We start from the raw sequence: 23,672 nt of genomic DNA, 5'->3' as shown, positions 1-23,672 counted from the left end.
TGCGATCCATCATAAAGAATTAGAGTTATCCTTATCTAATATGTTTATTGCGGCGTAAGCCATGGAAAGCATCGCATGCATAAACGCACCCTCATCAACATCAAAACGTGCATTATGCAAGCCAAACTGTTGTTTTTTCATTTCGTTTCGAATACCTATCAGAAAAAAAACGGCGGGATATTGGCGCGAATAATGCGCAAAATCCTCTGCTGCCATCCATATGCCTATTTCGTTAACTGTATCACTACCTAATATTTCCTCGAATAGCCCTCTAGCAACTCCAGCAAGTTCCGGATCATTATACAGGAAAGGATAGCCATGCCTAACCTCAAGCTCCACCTCGGCTCCAAGTACCGCAGGAATCTCGCGAATCATCTGTGTAATCTGCTTCAGAGCGACTTGTCTCCATTGCTCGTCCATAGTCCGAAAAGTCCCCTCCATGAACACCTCTTCCGGAATAACATTAGCAGCTCCATTACCGATAAATCGCCCAAAAGTTAATACTGAAGGGACAGATGGATCAGCTCTACGGCTAATGATTTGCTGCAAAGAAGATAAAAGTTGTGCTCCTATATATACAGGATCCACAGCTTGATGAGGTTCTGCCGCATGTCCACCTTTTCCTTTAATACGTATATAAAATTCATCACTGGAAGCCATAAAACGCCCAGGACAAATCCCTACTTTTCCAGTATCGAGCCGCGGACTTACATGAAGCCCCAACACAGCTTTGATCCGGTGAGTATGCTCCTCAAAAACCCCTGCACGCAATACTTCCTGTGCACCTCCCGGTATACGCTCTTCAGCAGGCTGAAAAAGAAAAATAACCCTACCTGAAAACGCTGATGCTGCTGATTTAAGAACTGCCGCTACACCAAGTAGATTGGCACTATGAAAATCGTGCCCACAAGCATGCATTACTCCTTCTTCCATAGATCGGTAATCTACCTCATTCATCTCCTGAATAGGAAGCCCATCCATATCTGCCCGCAAAACAATAGCATCATCTGCGGCGCCCCTCAGGCCATCGATCCATGCAAATACGCCTGTAGTCGCAATAGACGTATGAGGTATTTCTAACGCATCCAATTCTGCCTTTATAAAAGTGGACGTCTGGTATTCCTGAAACGACAATTCCGGATGCTGATGTAGAATTCTCCTGATTTTCACCACATTTTCAAACTGCTCTTCCACCAATGATCTTAATTGCTGCTGTAGGTTCATATCTTATTTATTACTAGGGAATATACCTCCAAAGTTCCGTTTTATTTCTGAAATATAAGTGTCCTTTGTCATCCATGGTCAACAAACTGGCTCCATCATGTAGAAAAGAAATCGCTTTATTCATTTTATCTACTTTGAATAGTTTGTTATCCACCGTTCCATAGACATCACCAGAAGGATGCAATATCAAAAAAGCACTTCGCCAGATATGGGATCCCATTGGCTTTTGTTCATACAGGTCAATGGATTCTATTACGCTATTACGATCGGCATCATAAATGAATAACTTGCCCCCGGCCACTCCCAAAAGATGGCCATTCGGCCCTTCTACTAATCCCGTAATAGCAGGTGCACCCTTTACCGGAACACAAACCTCTTCAATAGTCTCGCTATCCGGATTCCAGATACATAATTTCGCTTCTTCGGTCGAAGGTTTTACGCCCAAACCTCCCGAAATAGTGGTACCAATCCATACCTTGCGGTCCTTATAAACCATACTACTAATGGCTTGATCTTTCAGCGGTATACCATGTGAAAGCAAAAGATCCTTCTCTCGATCAAATTCTACCAGCGCACCTCCCAACAAGCCGTACTCTGGGATCATTCCAAAGTACAGCTTATTTCTATCTTCAGCAGCAACCAAAGCAAAAGAACGTCCCTGTCCCTCTATTTCTCCGAGCCATTGTGGATTTCCCTGTATAGGCATCCATGCTTTACGGGTATCATATCGGTAAAACCTCCCCTTCGGATAAATACCAAAAAACAATTCGCTGCCGAAGGCCACCATACCTTCTGTCTGATCCAAACCCTTCCATTCCATGCTTACCTCAGATTCTGGATCATACGTCGCATGACCTCCTGCCAGATACCCTCCCATCCAAATTTTATTATCCGGCCCGAAAAGCAAGGCATTAATGGGAATTGGCTGTCCAGGGATTTCCAAAGCTGTTACTATTGCGTTCTGGGTATTAAAATTGTACGCAAAAAGCTCACCGTGGGCATTCAGCACATACAAACTATCCTTCCAGCACGACAATGCATTAGCAGATCCGACCTCTTTCCGAAGAATTTTCGATGTACGGATGGATTTCGAGGGATCAAACATTTTTAAGTTTCCCCCAGACGTATAATACACATTATTGGCATTAGATGCTAATGCTTTCATATCCATGCTATCGATTTCCTGCTCAAATATTTCCGTTTTAAGGTTATATACCAAAGTTTCCCTTCCTGACGTAAGAAGTGCAAATAGACGATCTGCTCCGTCTGCTGCGGGCACAATCTCCAAACCATAAACAAATTCCTTCGTACCATATTCCTCTGGCAGCAGTTCTTTTTTTTCTGCCGTCCGCGGATTCAACTGTAATAGATGAGCGTGCGATCCGACTCCTACATACAATTTATCAGTATTTTTATGATATGCCAAACTGCGCACATAGTTTTCCGATGCTACAATCGGCCCGTTTCCCACATCCGAAAAACCATCATGCGGATGATAGCGGAACACCCTACAACCGGGATACGTTGCACCAAACACCTCGCCGTCCTTTCCTACCGCCAGATTCCACACATACGTCTCTCCCGGCAATGCTTGCCCTAAATTTTCAACGATTTGCGTACCAGGGCGGTGTCGAAATAAAATACCACTAGCACCCGGGATATACAAGTATCCATCATCGGTAAAAGCAAGATCCCACGCGCCGTCCGTATTCGGCAACGGTTGATTCACCAAGAGCTTCTTTGTGATCAAATCGTATCCCAAAAGGTAAGCAGGTTCGCCACGTACGACGGTATAAACGTAATCCTTTCCAGCCACATCATGCAAAAACAGGCTTCCCTGAATCATATTTGCGGTAAGCTGAGTCCCTAAATTTTCAAACCGACCAACTTCTTTTTCCTGCGATCTAGTTTCATCACAAACAAAGCAGGTAAATAAGATAAAAAATATTACGCTGTAGTACATAGTTATCCATTTTCAACTAAAAAATCTTTCACAAATAGATCGTCATGCAGATGCGGATACGCATTATATACCCGATCAATTTCTTCCAACTGTCCCGGAGACAGATCTTCATCGGGATTAAGGCACCATCTTCCGACTAATAACTCTTGCCTACGCAACACCTCATGTATTCCGGGAATACAACCGTGAAAACCATGTCCAGGATCGAACAATGCTGCATTGACATCGGTTATTTGTATTCCCCGGGCAAGAAGGTCGTCTGCCCTCCCTGCTGTCTTTTGCGAGCGATAATGCTGAATTTCCGCCATTAATTCCACTGCTTTATGTGTCCACACAGCCCAATGCCCAAGCAGGCCACCTCTAAAACCGATCTCTACCGGATTATTATCCACATTAAAACGATAAGGTGTCAATAGATCGGCGACAATATTGTCGTCATTTCCGGTATACATTGCGATATCCATTCGACGACTAGAGTGCGCGACAGCACGCATTACATCTAACGTTTGATAGCGATTGAAGGAGGCACATTTTATTGCCTCTACATTTTCAATTTCTGCAAATTCTCGCCAAAAATCGTAGCTAAACACCCGACCGCCTACAGAAGGCTGTAGGTAGAAGCCAAATACCGGAATCACCTGTGCTACCATGCGTGTCCGTTTAATGATGTCCTCTTCTGTCATTCCTTGAAGACCTCCCATACTCAGCAATCCCATATCATATCCGTATTTACGTGCTAGGCTTGCCTCCGTCAATGCCTGCTCTGTAGGTCCGCAGATTCCGGCTATTTTGACAAAAGGTGCTTTCTTTTCAAAGCGTTCCACTTCCTCTGCTGCCCATTGCAATACTGTTTCCAAGAGATTTATTTTTGGATCTCTAATTTCAAACTGAGTGGAATGCACGCCTACTGCGATACCACCGGCTCCCGTGGCCAAGTAATACCGCGTCAATCGACGTTGGCGTTGTTCATCTATATTTCTTTTGGCATCCAAGGCTAAAGGATGTGCTGGAATCACCGTCCCCCGGAGCAAGTGTTCCTTAATTGTTAAGTCTAGCTTATCCATTAAAATTTCCCTCCTCTCTCTTGAAAATGAGTTTCTTTATTCCATTCTTCGCCACCAAGCCGTAACCAACTTGCTGTGATATCTATGATCTCACGAATAGAGAGCTTCGGATAGCCAAATAATCGATGGCAGTCCGATGCGTTGTTTAGCAATGCCGTTCTAGCAGGCTCGTTTACAAAAATCGGTTCAATATCAAACAAACGTCCAAATTCGTTGGCTAGCCAAACAATTCCTATCGTTTCTGGACCTGTCACATTTAAAATTCTAGCGGGATTACGCGTATGTAGCAATGACCGTAGCGCAATCTCATTGGCATCACCTTGCCAAATGACATTTACCATAGCTGTACTCAGATTTATGGGCTTGCCACGCAATACCGATTTTGCTATTTCCATCACTACACCATAGCGAAAATCCACCGCATAATTCAATCGATAGATCAGCATATTGGTATGGTTTTTTTTTGAAAAATAAGTTAAGATACGCTCCCTGCCTAAACACGATTGCGCATATTCGCCTATCGGCTCGGGAGTTGTATCTTCCGAAGCTCCTCCAGACACTGGACTCACAAAAGGCAATACATTCCCAGATGATAAAGCCACAATATTCGATTTCTTGTAGCGGTCGGCCACCCTTCCGGGGAGGTAGGCATTCATGGCCCAAGTGAAACTCTCATTACCCGAAGTACCAAATTTATGTCCCGCCAAATAGATTACATGGTCAGCATCCGGAAGACGCTGTAGCGACTCATCTTCCAATAAATCACATGATATGGTCTCTATCCCCGCTTCTTCTAATTCTGTTTTAGTTCGTAAGTCCGAAAAACGTGACACGCCAATTATACGTTTATTCACTCCAGCCGCTTGTGCCGCCCGTACGGCTAGTTTACCCATACTGGGTCCCATCTTTCCCCCGATGCCGAGTAATAAAATATCACCCTCAATCTTCTTTATATCCTCAATCAGATCAGCCGAAGGCTCGGTAAATCGTTGTTCTAATTCCTGCAATGTGTAATCCATAGCTGTTTTAAAATTTTTATTTAATAAACATATTGTAAAAATTATAGACTGCTAGACCGGTCAAAAAAAGTAAACCGATAGCACCACTTATCTTTTGAAATTTGGAGTTTTTATTACCTTTCATAATTGAGCCATCATTGGCAATACTAAACATCATATAGCCAATAAAAGGCACCAGAAAAATCGTGATACTTTGCGCCAAAATAATGAGCTGGAGTGGTAATCCACCAAATAGAACCGCTACAGTAGCTCCGATCAACATGACCAATGCAATACATATACGGCTTCCTAAACTATCCATTCCTCGCTTAAGGCCAAGCGCATCCGCTAGTAAAGATCCTCCGACAGTTGCATTCCCAACCAAAGAAGAAAAAGATGCAGCAAACAGTCCAGTCAGAAACACGCCGGAGGCATATCCACCAAACAAAGGCTGAAGGACATTCGCCATATCCATAGCACTTATCAATTGAATTTGCTTCGGATGCAGAATAGAGGCCGAACAAATCATAACGATCATACTCATAACACCCAACATGATAATCCCTACTAAGCTTTTATCTTGATAAGCTTCTGTTGCTCGTGTCTTTTTTCTTTCCTGTACGAGATAAGACTGATAAAAGGCCCCGACAATAGAAAAACACGATGCCATGAAGGCAATGATCAATCCTTCTGAGCCGGTGGGTAGTGAAGGGATAGCGCCTGCGGCGAGGAGCTCCAAATTAGGCTTCGCAAGAATAAGTGTGATGGTGAAAGACAAAAACATCAGGAGAACCAAAAAGAGCATCAACCTTTCCAACACGCGATAAAAAGAACTAAAGAAAAGTAGTGATATCCCCATGATAGTAAATAGTATAATCCAAAGTTGGGGCGAAGTTTTTGTAGGCTCAGCGAGTGAAATACCTACACCGATTGCATTTCCGGCCTGAAAAGAAGCGGCAACTGAAAATATACCTATCCCTACGCATAATACCGCCCAACGTCCAAATTTGTTGCGAATCAGCTGTATCAGCGATTGCACATTGTGCATTCCGATACGACTTCCCATACCTGTAAATATGGCCATAAAAAAAATTGCTATCGGAACAATCCACACTAAGCTGTATCCATATGTCGCCCCCAACTTTGAGGTGATCGTCATCTTACTTGGTCCAAATACAACTGCAGCGATAATTATTCCTGGTATCAAGCTTTTCATCCACGTAGAGAGCGTAAACTTATTTCCCTTATTTTTCATTATTTATTTCGTTTAGCTTTCACTTCAGATAAAGAAATGGAATCGGAGTTATTCCCAAATTCCTTGCGGATATAATTAACAATTTGTTGAATTTCTTCGTCCTTCAAAAAAGAAAAAGCAGGCATTTGCTGATCGTACACTTGCCCCTTCACCGTTATCTTGCCCGAGAGACCGTTCATCAAAATATCCAGTAAACGGCTTTTACTATCCGACACTTGCGAAGCCCCCACTAATGGTGGAAATATTCCGACAACGCCGCTTCCATCCTCTTTATGGCAAGAAGCACAATACAAAGTAAATAATTGCTTCCCATCCTTCCCCCCATTTATGTGACCACTTTTTTTATTCACCGTGACAGGACGTATGGGTATCCCATGCACCTCTGTCGTACTACTTATTTTAAGAATACGATCATCTCCTTCCCGTGGAAAACCTTTGGGTGGATTCCAATCGCGGTTACTGGTCGCCAAAAACAGATCTCCGTGTGGGGAAACAGCAATCGCGCGTAATCTACCGTATCGACTTTCGAAAAGGATCTGCTCATCTACAATTTGCTGCCCACCAGCACTTAATTTCATTATCCGTAATGACTGTGTTTTGAGCGTAGCAAGTAACAAACTGTTTTTCCATTCTGGAATCTTGGTCCCTGTGTAAAATGACAATCCTGCAGGAGCAATGACAGGTGTCCATGAATGCAAAGGTTCCGATGTATGGTGCTGTGTTGCATAGGAACGCTCCTGTTCTGTATCATGAAATCCCTCTATAACAGGCCAGCCATAATTTTCACCTTTCCTGATGAGATTTATCTCATCTTCGATGGCATCCCCATGCTCCGATGTATATAGCATACCACTATCCGAAAAGGTCATTCCTTGTATATTCCTGAAACCATATGACCATACGTAACTGTCGACAAAAGGATTATCATCAGGAATGGAGCCGTCCAGATTAAGCCGGAGAATCTTTCCGTTATACTTTGTCGTATCCTGTGCCCATTCCCCATGATGTGCATCACCAGTAGCCCATAGGATCTTGCGATCTGGAGATACGACCAAACGTGAGCCATTGTGTCCCGTATTACCTGGAATCCTTAACAAAACTTCTGGCTTAATCAAGGTGTCCAGTCCGATCTCATAACGTACCAAAAGAGAAAAAATAGAATCTTGCTCTTTTGTTGTATAATGGATATAAGCATAGGGACTTTTTTCCATATCCGGATGAAGTACCATACTGAGCAAGCCCAGTGTACGATAGCGGTAAACATCAGGAATATGCAAGAGCAATCTGGAATTACCAGTATTTGGATCGATCTTTTTTATTGTTCCACCCTGTTCTGTTACCCAGAGGAATCCATCTGATCCAAATAGCATATTCCAAGGAACATCCATATCCGAAGATAACACCTCTACTTTCAAGGTAGTTTTATCCAGTTGTATATAATCTATAACCGAAAGATGCCGCTCCCCTACATTACCGCAAGAAGCGAGAAAGAGAACAAAAATTCCGTACACAACTCTAATATAGTGATTCATCATTTCTTTACCGGTACAGGTTTTTCGAAGGGCTGTTTCATCGATGTCGGCAACATAAATACATGTCCCTTACGGTTTGCAAAATATAAGCGAGAAGAAGACTTCTCCCGACCATGTCCATCAGCCCAGAAGGCATAGAAATCAGGATGCACATTTACAGGTCGTCGCGCATAGGAATGATTATAGATGCTGTTAAATGTTAGCTGCTTGCTTTTCCAGCTTTTGCCCTGATCCTTACTTGTCCACAACACCATCTCCCCCCCAGTATTGTAGACCTGCGGACCTTGAGCTGTAGGGCCGATAATACGCCATACTCCTTTTTCATCTATATACAAAGACCCCATGTCATAGTTATTATCGGAATACGTTACTGGACATATTACCCATTCCGACCCGTCATATCTAGCCGTCTGCCACTCCCGTACGCCATTTTCCGGACCGGATTGATAACCGTTCGCCTTTACGAACAAGATTACCGGATACCCACTGTTATCGTAGGTCAAGTCGTTGATATACACATTTTTTCCAGACGATGCGTAATCCTTCACCAGCGCAGTGTTATCTATGTCCCGAAGAGGAATATCCACTACTTCACCAGACACGTTTTGCCATGTTTTTCCAAAATCCCTAGTTTCCAAATAGTACAGATTGGTTCTATAATTTAATCCGTTCTCACCCGCTTTAATCGGATGATAATTAAAAGAAGTTCCGATGATACTGTCACCAAAACTCCCACTGGTTTGATAATGGCCCTCTTCTATTATAGCCAGATTGTTCCATATTCCGTAATTTTCTCCATCGGCACTATACATAAAACTTATCGTACGCCGAGGTTTCTTCGGCTGCCCAGGTATCACCTGTCGGTCGTAATGCGTGAACAGATTGAGAAAACCTTTTCCTTTTTTATACCAACTCTGCAAGTAAGAGAAATTATCTAATGACACCGATTTACCGTCTTGGATTTTGGTGGCATAAATTTGTTCAAAATCAGAAATATCATACGGTTTGGTGCTTTTATGAATGTAAGACGGAGCATTGGTGCCATGTGAAGTCGAAAAAATCCAGATATACCCATCACTATCAATATTCATGACCGGATTATCATGAGCATTGTCCGTTTTCTTATCCAGCACGATAGTTGGTTGAGGAACCATTTTCGTTTGATGATCAAAATACGAAATTGCATGAAGCAGTGTCTTTTGTTCTTTATCCGTCGCGCCGTAGCAGAAAAAGGTTTTGTCCACCTTTTCTACATAGATCGAAAATGGATAATGATTAGCAGGATAGGTTCCCAAACCGCCACTATACTTGAAACGGTATTCGTCGCCCGAGGGCTGATCGCTGTACCATATGCCGCGATAGCCGTCGTCTTTTTCGTTTAAAGTAAGTACAGTTTGAGCTACAAGTCCACTATTTACAAATCCAATTAACAGTAAAAGCAATAAATTTTTCATCCGTATATATTAGTAGAGCACTTTAGAACAATGAAGTGTGTGTGTTAATTTCGACGTCGATATATTTAACTCGGCTACCAGCCGATTGAACTTATGTTAATCGTAATCTTCATTTTGGGTAATCAGTCCCGGATTAATCTCGATCTGACTATTCGGTATCGGAAAAAGAACATGATGCGCCTGCATACCAAGTGATCCAAGCACTGTCGCCGCTCGATCAGTACGTACAAGATCAAACCAACGATGCCCCTCGAAAGCGAGTTCTACACGTCTTTCCTGTTCTATTGCCAATCGAAAAGCAGCTTGATCAGCGACCCGAAGTGTTGGTGTGGTATGACTACTTGTCTTGCTCAACAGGTTTGCCCGGTTACGAATCTGATTCAGATAAGAAAACGCGGGTCCGTCTGCTACATACCCCTGTTCATTTAACGCCTCTGCATACATCAGTAGCACATCGGCAAACCGTAATACGATCCAATTGTTGTCGCTATCCAGATTAGCCGCCGGTACACCTAAGTACTTCGCTACATAATTATGCATCACAGTGTTTCCATTGAGCACATAGCTTGTTCGCATAGATAGGTTTTTTCGTACATCGTCTGCCTCGTAAGCCGCATTCATGTTGTCTGTCGGAATATTCTGTCCCAACGGATTGCCCAGAGCCGTCACCGCTGTTCCGGATCCAATAGGTGCAAATTGATTTGTAAAGGGGCTTCCCTCTCCTGAAGATCCTTTCTTAAATTGCACCTCAAAAATAGACTCATTGCTATTCTCATTGGCAATACCAAAGACGTTACCATAATTGGGCAGCAATTGATATTTATTCAGGTTTGTCTGATCAATAACTTCCTTTAACTTTTGGGCGGCGAGATCCCATTTTTTCTGTGTTAAATATACTTTTCCAAGTAACGACATGGCCGCCCCTTTTGTAGCCCGGCCGATATCTGCATTTCCATATTCATATAATAACGATCCCTCGGCACCACTGAGGTCCGTAACAATCTGGGCATACACTTGCTCAGCAGGCGTTCTACCGTAAGTGTAACCTTCCTGTGGATTGTTGATAACATTCAGTACCAACGGTACATCCCCGAAAATGCGGACCATGTTAAAGTACATGAGTGCACGCAAGAATTTAGCTTCACCGCGATACTGATTTTTCAGGTTTTCATCCATATTAACCGCATCTATCTTATCTATTACAATATTCGCTGCCTGTATGCCCTGATAATGTGCACTCCACGTTGTACTGCTAATAGAATTGAAAGCATTGTTTTTAAATTCGTCCACTTCCTGCAGATTAGCCCCCGCATTTGGATTAGGTATCCAGGTATTATCAGATCGTAGGTCGCCAATGACATGCATAGAAGAATAGTACATTCCTGGATACTGTAAAGCGCCATATACAGCAGTAAGCGCATTTTTCATGTCTTCCGCCGTTTGATAGAAATTATTTCCATTCATCTGGGATATGGGTGCAAGATCCAAGAACTTCTTACAACCGCTCAACGCTAACATCGAAAGCGCTCCCATAATAACGATATTTTTGATAGTTTTCATGTTATTCAGAATTTAGAAGCCAATATTTAAACCAAACATAAAGGTACGTGCCAACGGGTAGCCCCCAGCATCCACGCCCGGAACCAACGTGCTTCCACCCTGTATGCTTACTTCGGGGTTATAACCTTGATAATTGGTCCAGGTATACGCATTCTGCACAGTAAAATTCAATCTCGCCTGTGCAATACCCGCCGCTTGTACAATAGATGTAGGAAGTGTATAACCTAGTGTAATATTTCGAAGACGCAGGTATGAGCCATCTTCCACGAATGCTGAGGTCACGTTATTAACCAGATTACTTCCTGGAAAAGCCCCGAAATTGCGATCTACCATCGGTGATTTTCCGTCTCCCGGATTCTCTGGCGACACCCATCCCTGTGAGGCACTTTTCAATACATTGTAAGATCCCGCGTAATTACCATAATAGCGACGAGCCATATTCAGTACTTCAAAGCCCTGGACTCCTTGTAATGTAAAAGAGAAATCTATATTCTTAAATTGAAACGTATTAGTAATCCCATATGTGAAATCAGGGAAGGGGCTTCCCAATATCGTTCTATCTGCACTGGTAATGCGTCCATCACCATCTACATCTTCAAACTTAAGTTGTCCTGGTTTTGATTCATTTACGATGATAGGACTGTTGGCGATGTCTGCCGCATCTTGATATACGCCAATTACCTTATAGCCATAAAAGCTTCCCGGCTCTGCATCGATTTGCGTAATGTGCGTGGGCGCGTTAGCCGACGTCGCTTGCCTCGAAATAATTGGTGATCCATCAGAACCCAGTGCCAACACTTTAATCTGATTGGTCGACAAGTTAAAATCTGTCGTCCATTTGAAATCGCTGACGAGGTTACGACTGGTCACGGTAAACTCCCATCCTTTATTTTGGATCTTTCCAATATTCTGCAGTGCCGTACTGTAGCCTGTTAACGTCGGCACCGGTACATTGAGCAATAGATCAGAAGTTTTTTTGTTGTAATAGTCTACCGTCAAAGCAAACCGATTATTCAAGACACTTACCTCTAACCCTACATCCAACTGATTATTTTTCTCCCATCCAAGCATACTGTTCGGAATATTTGCTATTCGCGTTCCGTTAATTAGTGCACCACCGTTTCCACCGAAAATATAGTTTTCGATGCCTGTAAGACCAATATGGCCGTAGTTGCTGATGAAGTTGTTTCCAGTTGCTCCGTAACTCGCCCTTAAACGCAAATCGCTCAACCAAGAGACTTCATTAAGAAATACCTCTTCCGATAACCGCCAACCGACCGATACTGAAGGGAAGAATCCCCACTTGTTGTCTGCCCCAAATCGTGAAGAACCATCCCTTCGTAAGGTAGCCGTAAGTAAATAACGATCCGCAAAACTGTAGTTGATACGTGCCAAATAAGAGAGAAGTGCCCATTCCTCCTGCGTCGTGATCGCGTTTGTAATCAAGCCGGCAGCATTAATGGTTTTTATATTATCATTCGCAAAGTTAGTACCTGCCATACTGCTGAAGTCGATATACTCCTTTTGCATAGTATATCCTACCAAAGCATCGATAGTATGCTTATTAAATCTTTTATTGTAATCCAGGGTAAACTCCGCTAACCAGTTTTTGTTTTCCGAAGAAATAGCCGTAGCGGTTGGTACTTTAGTAGCATTTACACTATTCGGATTGACAATCGACGGACTGAAAATATGTTCTCTGAAATTTCGAATATCCGTACCTGCCAACGTTTTGAATCTTAAACCATCCATTATACTTACCTCAGCAAATGCTGTTCCCAGTAAACGGAGAGTTCCCTGTTTAAAATACGACTCCTTAGCCAATTTAACTGGATTATCAACCTCACTCGTTCCAATACCTAATCCCGTTATTTTTGTATAGTTGCCCTGCGCATCGTATGGAGTTAAGAAGGGTGCGGCAGTTATTGCAGATTGAACGATACCTCCACCCTGCCAATTTCCTTCTGCATTTACAAGGTTGTTAAAAGTATACGACGGGGTCAGGTTTGCACCTACCTTCACCCTTTTATGTACATTAGATTCCACATTTATACGGAACGAATAGCGTTTTAGATCGGAGTTCAAAATAATACCATCCTGATCGAGATAACCTCCAGACAGAAAGTATTTTGTCTTTTCGTTACCACCTGAAAAGTTCAGTTGGTAGTTGTGCATCATTGCCGATCTGAAAATCTCGCGTTGCCAATCCGTCCCTTCCCCCAGTGCATCTGGGTTGCTCGTCATCTCCGGTAGCTGGTACATCACGTTGTTGGTGCGAACACTATTCGGATCAGAAGCAGATCTTCCTGCACCCGAATTGATCCATGCATTATTACGGGCTTCATTGATATATAATGCATATTCCCGTGCATTCAACAATTCGAGATATTTTTCTACTTCCTGTACGCCACTGTTTATAGATAAGTCCATGCGCGACACACCATTCTTGCCTGATTTGGTGGTAATGATCACTACACCATTTGATCCGCGAGAACCGTAGATGGCTGTCGCAGAAGCATCTTTTAATACTTGGATATTTTCAATATCTGCGGGGTTAATGGTGTTTAGCGGGTTATTGTTTTGGTTATAATCATTGGTTACCGGGAATCCGTCTATCACATAGAGCGGATCATTGCCCGCACTTAAGGAGCCCGCTCCCCTAATCCGTACCGAGGAACCTCCCCCCGGTGCTCCTGTGGCCTGGCTAACTTGTACACCGGCCATTTGACCAGCCATCGCATTATCCAATGAAACAACGACTTGATTCTTTATCTTTTCGCTATTCATCGAACTGATCGAACCCGTTATATCTTTTCGTTGTTGCGACCCGTATCCAACGACCAGGACTTCATTTAAGTTTTGATTATCTTCTTGGAGCAATACCCGTACATTACTTCGGTCTACAACGGCTATCTCCCTACTCTCATATCCGGTATAGCTCACCAGCAAGATGGGTTTCGTTTGATCGGTAGCTAAAGCAAACATACCGTTAGCGTCTGTCACACCACCGAGATTCGAACCCTTTATCTTCACCGAAGCTCCTTGAAGAGGTTTTCCTTTCTCATCCAATACTTGGCCTTTAATTTCGGCAGGCTGCACCTGAATGGTTGCCTTGGGTGTGATAACTTTATTCACCACTATTGTCCTATTATCGATCGTATACGAAAATTCCTGACCTTTGAAGCTTTCCCTAAGTGCCTCTTCCAAGCTTGCATTACGCAGCTGTAACGTCACCGGCGCCGCATCTTTAAGTTCGTTATACTTGTAGAAAAAATAATGGTTACTTTGTTTTCCTATCGCTATCAACGCCTTTTCTAATGGCATATTTTTAGTTGTCAGGGTTATCGTCTGCGAAAAACTGTGCGCGCTTACCTGAAAACAGCTAACAATAGTCAGCAATATAATGAGTTTCATAACAAGGATCTGTTTGAAAAGGACATATTCAGAATATATCCGAATTTTTCCATAAACATTAAAATTCATAAGTTTGTCATGTTTGGGTTAATGGATTAATAAATGTGCAATCATAAATTAATGGGATTAATCCAAGCAGTTCCCTACTTTCGGAACATATAGCCAGCCGTGTTAGCAGCACGGTTGGTTATTTTTTTGCAAGTATCCCATTATTGGGTATTTTTTCGGTTATGTTTTCATAGCATTCATTTTTTAAGTTTCACGGTGGTTAGTTATAAATAATAACTTTTCGACCTATTATAGTCACATTAATGCGGTTGAGTTTAAGTATCCGCAATACTTCTTCAATATTTTCTCCCCTTTTTATTTCTCCAACAAATTGATCACGGCTAAGTTCGCCCTGATATTCGACCTCTACATCGTACCACCGCGCCACCTGCCTCATAATAGTCTGCAGATCATCACGATTGAATTTAAAATAACCATTTTTCCAAGCCACTGCATCTTCATTTTGGCTACTTTCTACAACGATGTGGTTGTTTACCGGTGAAATAAGTGCCTGCTGTCCGGACTGCAAGACCTTTGAAATATGTACCATTGGACGCCTGTCCTTATCCAACTTTGTAATTTTAATACTGCCTTCCAACAACGTCGTTTTGTTGGAGGTCTCTTCCTTGTACGTATTGACATTAAAATGCGTGCCCAATACTTCAATCATTTGATTGTCAGAGAAAACTTTAAAGGGACGTTTGTTATCACTTTTCACTTCAAAATAAACCTCACCACTGATATCTACACGTCGTTCGTTTGCGACGAATGCAGTGGGAAAACGGATAGATGAGGCCGCATTTAGCCAGACTTTAGTGCCATCAGACAATACGAGTCGATACTGCCCCCCTCGGGGAGTCTGAATCGTATTCTCCACCACCTCACCCTGTGCTTTCATATGATAAACTAGCTCGCCATCGCCTGTTTTTTCTACCGTCACTCCTGCCTGGTGCGAAATTATGCCGTCCGCCTCATTATTGAGGATAAGTTGTGTACCATCGGCCAATGTCAATACCGCATCGTCCTTCCCTGGGTGAATGGACTCTGTATTCACCCGCATAATCTGAACTTCCTCTTCTTTTTCAGGCACATAACGCCAATAGGCAAAAAGAGCCACGCAAAGTAATGTTGCAGCCAGCAACGCTACAAAAGGCGACTGATACCATAAGGGTCTCCGTCTCGTATCGCGCGCGTCCTCTTGCTCCCGGATCATCTCGTCCACCTTGGCTCTGATTTCTCCACCTAAAGTCTCTTTATCTTGCTCCACCATCCGGACTAAAATATCCTCTTGCAACTCGAAGAGCTGATAGTAGGCTATTAAAAAGTCAACCTCCTCTTTCGAAGCCTTTTTCTCCTGGTATTTACGAAGCAAAATCAAAAATTCTTTTTTATCCATATTTGGTTAATTGTTATGTGCTTATTTAAGCTCTATATCATATAAGACCCTGATGGACAAAAAAGTCCCACGAGAAAATTCTTTTTTACCAATATTTTAATAATTGGATAACGATCAGTAATCCGATCGATTGGCGAAGTTGCGCTACACTCTTTCCCAACTGATTTTGTACTGTCTTTCTGGTAATATTTAAGCGGTCAGCAATCTCCAAGGTCGAGAGGTCGTCGTGATACCGCATACGAAATATTTCCTGCTGTGCAGGGCTCAAGGTAGCGACAAGAGTCTCATAATACACTAAAAATTCCTTGCGAATCACCTCTGCATCCGACTGTTCTCGGGCAGCGAAAAGCTGATCAAACAGTTCGGGTAATGGTGTAAATCGCTGTGCCCTATCCATACATTTGAATACCCGATTCCGAACTGCTATATAAAGATAAGCGCCAAGATTGTCAATAACGAGATCCTCACGTCGCAGCCACAATTGTAGAAAAATATCCTGTACAATATCCTGAGCAAGCTCCATATCTTTTAACCGCTTATAAGCTGCAGAGAATGCATGTTCCCAATATCTGGTATAAATCGCATCGAAAGCAAGACGATCTCCGGCAGCCATCTGCTTAAGTAGGTCGTTTTCTAGCGCTTTTTCATATATAGATTCAGACATGCTTACTTTAGGTTTTTGTATATATTGTTGAAGATCTATTTTAAAATTAAAGATAGTCAGATACAGCAAAAAACTACAGTCGGCATACACCAATTGTAGTTTTTTATTTTTAAAGGATCGCCTTCTCCATTATGTATTCTCCTTCCCCTGTTGTTTGCGATAGCGCAATAATGCTTCCAAATAATAGTAATCTGCATATATCAGTGGTACATCGACCTCATTGCTACTAGGCAAATTTCCCGTGCTATGCTTTAACAGAAAGTAAGGATTATCCCCCTGCGTATTGAGATAACTTCCCGATGCCAACGTATGTAATATGGCAATAGCAGCCTCTTTGTATTTTCCCTTTCTGTGTACATCAGCTGTAAGGGCAGACAATTCCAACAGTGCTGATGCTGTAATTGCAGCTGCCGAAGCATCTCGAGGCTTCTCCGTAAATTTTTCCGGACGATAGTCCCAATCCGGCACATAGCCTTCCTCTCCGGCATCGAAATCCCAAAAAGGCACCTTATCTGATGGCAATCGGGGGTGATTTAAAAAAAAATCAGCCATCCCTTCCGCTGTTTTCAAGAAACGTATATCTCTCGTTTCGCGGTATGTCATGGTAAATCCATATATCCCCCAAGCCTGCCCACGGGCCCAGGTCGATTGATCAGAAAATCCCTGCAACGTCTGTCTATGTAATACCTTTCCTGTTTTGGGATCGTAGTTAACAACGTGATACGAACTGTAATCCGTCCGTACGTGATTTTTCATCGTTTGGAGTGCATGATTGATTGCAATATGTCGAAAGCTAGAATCCTTAGTCACTTTCGCTGCATAGAATAGCAGCTCCAGATTCATCATATTGTCCATAATTACAGGGTATTCCCACAAATTTTTATCACCTTTGGATTTTCGTTTGTTCCATGACTGAATAGACTGCACTGTATCCGAGTAACGTTCGCAAAGTGAGCGGGCAGATTGTATCAAGATATCACGATACCGGGCGTTATCTTCGAAGCGCAATGCATTACCGTAGCTGCAATACATCATGAAACCGATATCGTGATGGGCTGTGTTATATTGGTTAGTTTCTAACGATTCCGTCCACCTACGGGCCTCCTCTTTCCAATGATTATCCTTTGTATATTCATACATATACCAAAGAATCCCAGGCCAAAAACCACCTGTCCATTCGTCTATCTGCAGAAACTTTAAAGATCCATCAGGATTCAGTGCGTGCGGGTAGTCTGTGAAGTTACTTCCGGTTACCTTTAATAAGCTATCATAAAGAGGAGTTGCAGCATTAAAACTTTCTGCAATGATCGGATCGGCTTTTTTTTGATCTTGACATCCGGAGAGTGTCGCCACCATAAAAACGAATGTCAAACAGTAAAAATATACTTTCATAAAGTTGGTTTATCATAACATGCAGCCCATTATCGAACCGCCTTCTCTAATATGACCCAGAAGTATTCAAAAGTCCCATGGAAAAATTACTTTTTTTTAGGGAATATTTTATTTTCAACGTTATCGTAAAAAATTAATTAATCATACATATGAAACCGCAATTATTTGTACATTACATTCGTTTATAAGCCATAAGCAAAACATGAAGACCAATTTTGGAAAGATTTTATATAACCATAGAAAGTAGCAAGTATTAACGAAGTAATGTATAATAAGGTCCTTTTAGTTATCCTCTCCCTTTTCACAACCTACTTTGGTGCTATTTCACAAGAATACAATCATGAATTTGGTGTGGTAAGTGATAATGATGCTTATTTGTGGTACGGACAAGACCGTTATTATACTAATGGCTTATTCATTTATTATAGACGGGCCATTGATCAGGACAAACTCAACGGCAATCTCGAAAAATTAACCTATGAACTATCTATCGGGCAGAAGATGTACACACCGTTATCTGGATACGGTCCTGACCCAAGAACACACGATCGGCCGTTTGCAGGCTATCTTTATGGAAAAGCACAAGTAAACCTTTTCTATCAAAGAGAACAAGTGTGGAAGGCAGGACTGGCCCTAGGAACCTCTGGTCCAAATTCTCTGGCAAGCGGAACACAAAATCTAATACACAATACTGTGGGATTATACGAAACAAGTGGTTGGGACTATCAAATTCAGAACGAAGCAGCGGTAAATCTAGACATACAATATACGGCATTACTAGGTCGTAACAGGGCCAAGTCAGTCGATTTTTCATTAGAAAGTTATGCCCAATTAGGGACTGTGTTCAACGGTGCAGGCCTTGGTCTCCTCTTTAGAACAGGACATATCAACCAGTTATTTCACTCCTCCTATCACAATGCCGCCATCAGTCAAAACAGCAAAACGAAGAAATTGCACGAGCGGGAACTGTATTTCTATGCAAGACCTCAATTTAACTATGTGGCATACGATGCCACCATACAAGGTAGTCTATTTACGCACAACAGTCCAGTAACCTTTTCCATTAGACCGTTTGTATTTGAACAAAAACTAGGTATTAATTATTCTACCGCCCGTTTTACACTCGATTATAGTTTAACCTTTCGTGCGCGGGAAATTAAAAGCAACGCTAGACCACACCAATACGGCAGCATCGCCATTTTTTACCGCTTCAATTAAATATTTTTAGGCTCCTTCGCTATTAACCACTTCGGTTTTACTTTTAAAATTTCTTGATGAATGGGACAGCTATCCGAATGCGCTCCACGGAGATATCCTATACTCATCAAAAACTCGTTGACGATTTCTCCACCGGTAAATTTGAATGTCTTCTTAAAAAGCTTTACCCACTCCTCTTTGGTTTTAGGGTGATAATGTTCCAACCATTTTTCAAAACTTCCGTATTCCAGTTGTAATTGAAGAATCGTCTTTGCATTTTCTATCGCTGCATTGATCTTTAACCGATTCCGGATAATTCCGGGGTCATTCAATAAGCGCTCACGATCGTGTTCGCTATAGGCCGCTACTGTTGCGATGTTGAAATTATCATACGCTTTCCGAAAACTAGCTTCCTTTTTCAGAATAGTTTCCCAACTTAATCCCGCTTGGTTGATCTCCATAATCAAACGACCAAAGAGTTCATTATCGTCATGAATAGGATATCCATAATGATTATCGTGATAGTTTTTGTGGAGGCTTCTGCGCGGCTCAGCCATGCTTGGTATGTATTCGCAATAACTCATGTATAATCTATTTTATCTGTCTGCTTAACGATTAGGCTTTCATATTTGTAAGATTTAGACAACCTCTCCTTTACCTGAATTTGGCACACGTAAAAATAGTTTTTTTTGTTGTATTTCAATTCGACAAACTAGAATTTAGCAGTCAAATGACGCAAGTTACTTTATAGCCTTACTAACTTCGATCGGAAAATCCGACTCCAATATATTGGCACCATCGTCAAATACCATTCTATACTTCTTACGGCGCTCCTCTTTCGTTAGCAGTTTATCATAGGTCGGTGCCGCGGAAATCATGCACATTACACCCTTTTCCTTAAAAAAGTTATACATCCGCTGGTTGGCAGGTTTTATCTCCGGGCCGATATAGACGATCATGCGATCAAATGGAAGGCCAGAAGAAATAAAATCATCCAGGGCTTCTTGTGTTTTAATATGCATAGAAAGGTATTGATCTGGATTTTTATCCAAATAAAATCGAGCCTGCTCTACGTTATGTACCGTTACCCACACCCAACGGTACGCATTGTGTTTACGGATGATCTCCGCCGTCATTTCCATGGGAAGGTCTTTTTTATCTAGGTTCAATACGGTTTTTCCCTTGGCCCATTCGATCATTTCATCTAACGTATTGATACTATACGCGGTTATATTACCTTGACTATCTTTAAGTTTTAGTTCTTTCAGTTCTTGCCAGGTATAGTCCGACAGCTTACCACTTCCCGTCGTTGTCCGTTCCAAGGTAGCATCGTGTAACATCACAGCTACTCCGTCTTTCGTCAAGCGTGGGTCGATCTCAAATATCGCTGTCGTATGCTTAAGTACCTCTTCCATTCCGACAATAGAATTCTCCGGCAGACCGTTTTCAATTGTTCCTCTATGACCACTTATTATCTTCTTACTCTTTTCATATTTAAAATACTGCATCATCTCCTGTACCGTACTAAAGTTCAATACATGTAGTTTTTGTGCTGAAACCTGGAAGATGGAGAAAGCAACAAATAGGGTTAAAAATAAAAATTGTTTGTTCATATATACCTATAAAGATCTAACAAAATTAAGCATTGCATTTTAACAAAATGCAACCTTAATATTTATCTAAAGTTAACAAAGACCAGTTAACAGCCTATATATTATAAAACAGCTAAATATTCCATATATAACTCCGTAGAAACACCTACCATCATACCGTAGAACACTTCACGATACGGCTTAAAACCCGTAAAATTAAATTAGAGGTCAACAGATTTCGCGGCCGTCTGTTTACAGCAGTAAATGGCTCCCAAAAGGATATAGCTATGGAGTCATTCTATATATTACAACAAATTGTAACGCGTTATAAATAGAACAATTAACATGGAAAAGCTACACGAAAAAAGAATCGCAATTTTGACTGAAGATGGTTTTGAAGAAATCGAATTGACGAGTCCTAAGGAAGCATTGGAAAAAGCAGGTGCTCAGGTGGATATTATTTCGCCTAAGGACAATGTTGTCCGTGCAAAGAAGGGTGATGACTGGACAGGAACTTACGACGTAGATTATGTACTGTCGGATGCGGATCCAAGTTTATATGATGGTCTTTTGATCCCGGGAGGCGTTATTAATCCGGATAAGCTTCGCACTAATGACCAAGCACTTGAATTTGTCCGTTCATTTTTTCAAGCCGGCAAACCCGTCGCGGCGATCTGCCACGGACCACAGGTACTGATCGATGCTGAAGTGATTGAAGGGCGTAAGATTACCTCGGTAGCCGCGATTAAAAATGATTTAATCAATGCCGGTGCCGTTTGGGAAGACAGCGCCGTCGTGACAGACCAAGGACTTGTAACAAGCCGAACACCCGAAGATCTTCCTGCTTTCAACGCAAAGATCGTCGAAGAGTTTGCAGAAGGAAAACATCGAGGACAGCACGTATAGTGCTTCCCACGACATATATCCAAGAAATGCTGGTACCGCGTATGCGATACCAGCATTTTAATTTTTATATGCCTTCCATATTTTATAGAACAATTCGTTGTTCTCGTAATAACCCATAAACTGGGCTGCTCCCGGGCCATATGCCATCACTGGTATCATCATACTGCTGTGGTCGTTCGATGCGAAATGTCCGTGTATGGCACCGTGTTTGGAATCTGCATCCAAGAGCGTTAAGCCACCCGTCTCGTGGTCCGCCAATACGATAACCAAGGTATGACCGTCAGCATCGGCAAAGCGCAATGCCTCACCAACTGCCCTATCGAAATCCAGGGTTTCAGTCGTTACGTACTCCAGGTCGCGGGCATGACCTCCATAATCAATTTGAGCTCCTTCCGCCATGATGAAAAATCCAGAACCTCGTCCGTCTAATTTATCTATCGTAACCATCAGGAGCTCACTCAAGATCGATCCCCGCCCGTCTTTAACCGGACGCATAGCCGAATCCGGGAGATACACCACTAGTTTTTCCTGCTTCGACTCTACATAAGCCGTTACATTATCCAACAGCGAGAAACCGTTGCCCTTGATCGTTTGCGCAAACTTCTCCCGCTTCAAGTTATCTCGGTATGGTCCTGGTGTCGAACCGATCAGAAGATCAATACCTTTATTATGGCGAAGCGCTAGACTGATTTCCTCCGATGCGATTCGATCGCGGTGGGATGCATAGAAGGAGGCTGGAGTCGCATCGGATGCATCACCCGTAGAAAGGATACCAGTGTGGATACCTTGCTGTGCCAAGATATCCGGTAAGCGTGGCAACGGAATTCCCGATGTATCCACGCTAAGAAATCCATTATATGTTTTTTGTCCAGTTGCGATAGCCGATCCACCCGCTCCCGAGTCCGTGTTACCCGGACTATAAGATGATGTCTTTGAAAAACCAATATGTCGCATCTGTGTCATATGGACCTCACCTTTATTTGCCGTAAGTGCCGCTTGTATATGCCCTAGCCCCATGCCATCACCTATCAATAAGATCACATTTCGAACAGGGCTATCTTTTCCATCAGAAGCATAAGACGGATGATAAACAGGATAAGTCTGTTTACTTTTAAATCTCGATTTGGGCAGATCATCCAAATACTCCCTTAACCTCGTGGGATAATCCGTGTTTAACCAAGTTACTCCTATCTTCTCCAATACGATCCAGGTGTTTATGCTTTCGGGTGCGCCCCATAGTCTAAACGGAATACCCCACTCCTTTGCACGTAAAGCCTGTGCCGCGATTCGTTGCATCTCCTCCTTACCTGGGACACCCTTCCCATTCCAAGCTGTATAACTACGCAGATTATCACTTATCATTCCTAGCCGCTTACGTTGTCCTTCTGTATACGCTAAATTGGGCCGACCGTCAAAAAAGATCCATAATGGATAATGGTCAAAACTGTCCGCAGGGGGCATACTCCCACTAATCACGATACGTACTTTATTTCCCGAAGCACCCTCATCCAACATGAAGCGGTACTTTTCAAGTATTTCTACTAAAGGAGGCATAATTTTCTCATACCCCTCCTTAAGATCAATTAATAATTGTAGGCTCTTGGTACTATCAGCAAACGGTCGATTACCATTCTTTTTATAAAGAGATGCCAATGGTTCTAGATAGAGCTTTTCCAATGACCTGCCAGGTCTTATCTCATCCTCGTCATGCGCAGTATATAAAGTACCCTTGCGTAGGAACAAATCCACCTCAATGGATTCCATTCCTGCATAATACGCTGTAAAAAAAGGAATATTTTGCTCATAATCGTTATGGCTGTGTCCTTTAACTACATATTGCTGTTCCTTCTCCGCTCCGAACATCAGCTGTTCGAATTTGCTGTGCATATCGGGAGTTTGTGCATTGGCCGGTACCAATCCCAAGCATAGTATTCCCGTCCATATTGTGAAAACTATTTTTTCCATACCATTCAAATCTATCACTTATCTAAAAGACAATATACAAAAATAGAA

The 23,672-nt window shown here is 42.4% G+C and carries 17 protein-coding genes; 2 read left to right on the top strand and 15 right to left on the bottom strand.

The window, feature by feature from the left end:
- Positions 1-9 precede the first annotated feature (9 nt).
- The 12 genes from FAZ15_RS01915 to FAZ15_RS01860 all read right to left on the bottom strand — a co-directional run bounded on the left by FAZ15_RS01915 (position 10) and on the right by FAZ15_RS01860 (position 17,964).
- Complete coding sequence (locus tag FAZ15_RS01915; RefSeq protein WP_136899578.1) at positions 10-1,224, bottom strand: M20 metallopeptidase family protein; 1,215 nt, start codon at positions 1,222-1,224, stop codon at positions 10-12.
- 13 nt (positions 1,225-1,237) lie between these two features.
- Complete coding sequence (locus tag FAZ15_RS01910) at positions 1,238-3,187, bottom strand: ligand-binding sensor domain-containing protein (protein ID WP_136899576.1); 1,950 nt, start codon at positions 3,185-3,187, stop codon at positions 1,238-1,240.
- Positions 3,188-3,189: 2 nt separating this feature from the next.
- A complete protein-coding gene (locus tag FAZ15_RS01905; RefSeq protein ID WP_136899574.1) occupies positions 3,190-4,251 on the bottom strand; it encodes a dihydrodipicolinate synthase family protein in 1,062 nt (353 codons plus the stop codon).
- Positions 4,251-5,270: an NAD-dependent epimerase/dehydratase family protein gene (locus FAZ15_RS01900; protein ID WP_136899573.1), complete on the bottom strand. Its 1,020-nt coding sequence runs from the start codon at positions 5,268-5,270 to the stop codon at positions 4,251-4,253. The genes FAZ15_RS01905 and FAZ15_RS01900 overlap by 1 nt, the downstream gene beginning before the upstream one ends.
- A gap of 16 nt (positions 5,271-5,286) precedes the next feature.
- The gene (locus FAZ15_RS01895) at positions 5,287-6,504 is read right to left on the bottom strand and encodes an Nramp family divalent metal transporter (protein ID WP_136899571.1); all 1,218 of its coding nucleotides are present in this window, start codon (positions 6,502-6,504) and stop codon (positions 5,287-5,289) included.
- The gene (locus FAZ15_RS01890; RefSeq protein ID WP_238387117.1) at positions 6,504-8,039 is read right to left on the bottom strand and encodes a PQQ-dependent sugar dehydrogenase; all 1,536 of its coding nucleotides are present in this window, start codon (positions 8,037-8,039) and stop codon (positions 6,504-6,506) included. The genes FAZ15_RS01895 and FAZ15_RS01890 overlap by 1 nt, the downstream gene beginning before the upstream one ends.
- Positions 8,036-9,490 (bottom strand): BNR-4 repeat-containing protein, encoded by a 1,455-nt coding sequence (locus FAZ15_RS01885; protein WP_136899569.1) that lies wholly within the window; start codon positions 9,488-9,490, stop codon positions 8,036-8,038. The genes FAZ15_RS01890 and FAZ15_RS01885 overlap by 4 nt, the downstream gene beginning before the upstream one ends.
- Before the next feature lie 96 nt (positions 9,491-9,586).
- The gene (locus FAZ15_RS01880; protein WP_136899567.1) at positions 9,587-11,050 is read right to left on the bottom strand and encodes a RagB/SusD family nutrient uptake outer membrane protein; all 1,464 of its coding nucleotides are present in this window, start codon (positions 11,048-11,050) and stop codon (positions 9,587-9,589) included.
- A 12-nt stretch (positions 11,051-11,062) separates the two neighbouring features.
- Positions 11,063-14,464: a TonB-dependent receptor gene (locus FAZ15_RS01875; RefSeq protein ID WP_202912294.1), complete on the bottom strand. Its 3,402-nt coding sequence runs from the start codon at positions 14,462-14,464 to the stop codon at positions 11,063-11,065.
- Positions 14,465-14,732: 268 nt separating this feature from the next.
- A complete protein-coding gene (locus FAZ15_RS01870; RefSeq protein WP_136899563.1) occupies positions 14,733-15,908 on the bottom strand; it encodes a FecR family protein in 1,176 nt (391 codons plus the stop codon).
- 85 nt (positions 15,909-15,993) lie between these two features.
- Complete coding sequence (locus FAZ15_RS01865) at positions 15,994-16,572, bottom strand: RNA polymerase sigma factor (RefSeq protein ID WP_136899561.1); 579 nt, start codon at positions 16,570-16,572, stop codon at positions 15,994-15,996.
- A 129-nt stretch (positions 16,573-16,701) separates the two neighbouring features.
- Positions 16,702-17,964, bottom strand: a complete 1,263-nt coding sequence (locus FAZ15_RS01860; protein WP_136899559.1) for a glycoside hydrolase family 88 protein — start codon at positions 17,962-17,964, stop codon at positions 16,702-16,704.
- Positions 17,965-18,228: 264 nt separating this feature from the next.
- On the opposite strand from FAZ15_RS01860, the gene FAZ15_RS01855 reads away from it, so the two are divergent.
- Positions 18,229-19,182, top strand: a complete 954-nt coding sequence (locus FAZ15_RS01855; protein WP_136899557.1) for a lipid A deacylase LpxR family protein — start codon at positions 18,229-18,231, stop codon at positions 19,180-19,182.
- Here FAZ15_RS01855 and FAZ15_RS01850 read toward each other — a convergent pair.
- Complete coding sequence (locus tag FAZ15_RS01850; protein WP_136899555.1) at positions 19,179-19,745, bottom strand: DNA-3-methyladenine glycosylase I; 567 nt, start codon at positions 19,743-19,745, stop codon at positions 19,179-19,181. The two genes, FAZ15_RS01855 and FAZ15_RS01850, sit on opposite strands and share 4 nt — an antisense overlap.
- Positions 19,746-19,901: 156 nt before the next feature.
- The gene (locus tag FAZ15_RS01845; protein ID WP_136899553.1) at positions 19,902-20,774 is read right to left on the bottom strand and encodes a glycerophosphodiester phosphodiesterase family protein; all 873 of its coding nucleotides are present in this window, start codon (positions 20,772-20,774) and stop codon (positions 19,902-19,904) included.
- 324 nt (positions 20,775-21,098) lie between these two features.
- Between FAZ15_RS01845 and FAZ15_RS01840 the strand changes: the two genes are divergently transcribed.
- Positions 21,099-21,659, top strand: coding sequence for a type 1 glutamine amidotransferase domain-containing protein (locus FAZ15_RS01840; protein WP_136899551.1), 561 nt, complete (start codon positions 21,099-21,101; stop codon positions 21,657-21,659).
- Between the two features lie 57 nt (positions 21,660-21,716).
- Here FAZ15_RS01840 and FAZ15_RS01835 read toward each other — a convergent pair whose 3' ends face one another.
- A complete protein-coding gene (locus tag FAZ15_RS01835; RefSeq protein ID WP_136899549.1) occupies positions 21,717-23,624 on the bottom strand; it encodes an alkaline phosphatase in 1,908 nt (635 codons plus the stop codon).
- Positions 23,625-23,672 lie beyond the last annotated feature (48 nt).

The sequence above is a fragment of the Sphingobacterium olei genome (genome assembly GCF_005048855.1).
Classification (GTDB): Bacteria; Bacteroidota; Bacteroidia; order Sphingobacteriales; family Sphingobacteriaceae; genus Sphingobacterium; species Sphingobacterium olei.
This window is presented reverse-complemented; position numbering and strand designations above follow the sequence as displayed.

Excerpts from the sequence above, each read along its gene's own strand:
- FAZ15_RS01865 (WP_136899561.1), bottom strand. The coding sequence starts at position 16,572 with ATGTCTGAATCTATATATGAAAAAGCGCTAGAAAACGACCTACTTAAG.
- FAZ15_RS01855 (WP_136899557.1), top strand. The coding sequence starts at position 18,229 with ATGTATAATAAGGTCCTTTTAGTTATCCTCTCCCTTTTCACAACCTAC.
- FAZ15_RS01885 (WP_136899569.1), bottom strand. The coding sequence starts at position 9,490 with ATGAAAAATTTATTGCTTTTACTGTTAATTGGATTTGTAAATAGTGGA.
- FAZ15_RS01915 (WP_136899578.1), bottom strand. The coding sequence starts at position 1,224 with ATGAACCTACAGCAGCAATTAAGATCATTGGTGGAAGAGCAGTTTGAA.
- FAZ15_RS01895 (WP_136899571.1), bottom strand. The coding sequence starts at position 6,504 with ATGAAAAATAAGGGAAATAAGTTTACGCTCTCTACGTGGATGAAAAGC.
- FAZ15_RS01850 (WP_136899555.1), bottom strand. The coding sequence starts at position 19,745 with ATGAGTTATTGCGAATACATACCAAGCATGGCTGAGCCGCGCAGAAGC.
- FAZ15_RS01870 (WP_136899563.1), bottom strand. The coding sequence starts at position 15,908 with ATGGATAAAAAAGAATTTTTGATTTTGCTTCGTAAATACCAGGAGAAA.
- FAZ15_RS01835 (WP_136899549.1), bottom strand. The coding sequence starts at position 23,624 with ATGGAAAAAATAGTTTTCACAATATGGACGGGAATACTATGCTTGGGA.
- FAZ15_RS01840 (WP_136899551.1), top strand. The coding sequence starts at position 21,099 with ATGGAAAAGCTACACGAAAAAAGAATCGCAATTTTGACTGAAGATGGT.
- FAZ15_RS01845 (WP_136899553.1), bottom strand. The coding sequence starts at position 20,774 with ATGAACAAACAATTTTTATTTTTAACCCTATTTGTTGCTTTCTCCATC.
- FAZ15_RS01910 (WP_136899576.1), bottom strand. The coding sequence starts at position 3,187 with ATGTACTACAGCGTAATATTTTTTATCTTATTTACCTGCTTTGTTTGT.
- FAZ15_RS01860 (WP_136899559.1), bottom strand. The coding sequence starts at position 17,964 with ATGAAAGTATATTTTTACTGTTTGACATTCGTTTTTATGGTGGCGACA.
- FAZ15_RS01900 (WP_136899573.1), bottom strand. The coding sequence starts at position 5,270 with ATGGATTACACATTGCAGGAATTAGAACAACGATTTACCGAGCCTTCG.
- FAZ15_RS01890 (WP_238387117.1), bottom strand. The coding sequence starts at position 8,039 with ATGATGAATCACTATATTAGAGTTGTGTACGGAATTTTTGTTCTCTTT.
- FAZ15_RS01880 (WP_136899567.1), bottom strand. The coding sequence starts at position 11,050 with ATGAAAACTATCAAAAATATCGTTATTATGGGAGCGCTTTCGATGTTA.
- FAZ15_RS01905 (WP_136899574.1), bottom strand. The coding sequence starts at position 4,251 with ATGGATAAGCTAGACTTAACAATTAAGGAACACTTGCTCCGGGGGACG.
- FAZ15_RS01875 (WP_202912294.1), bottom strand. The coding sequence starts at position 14,464 with ATGAAACTCATTATATTGCTGACTATTGTTAGCTGTTTTCAGGTAAGC.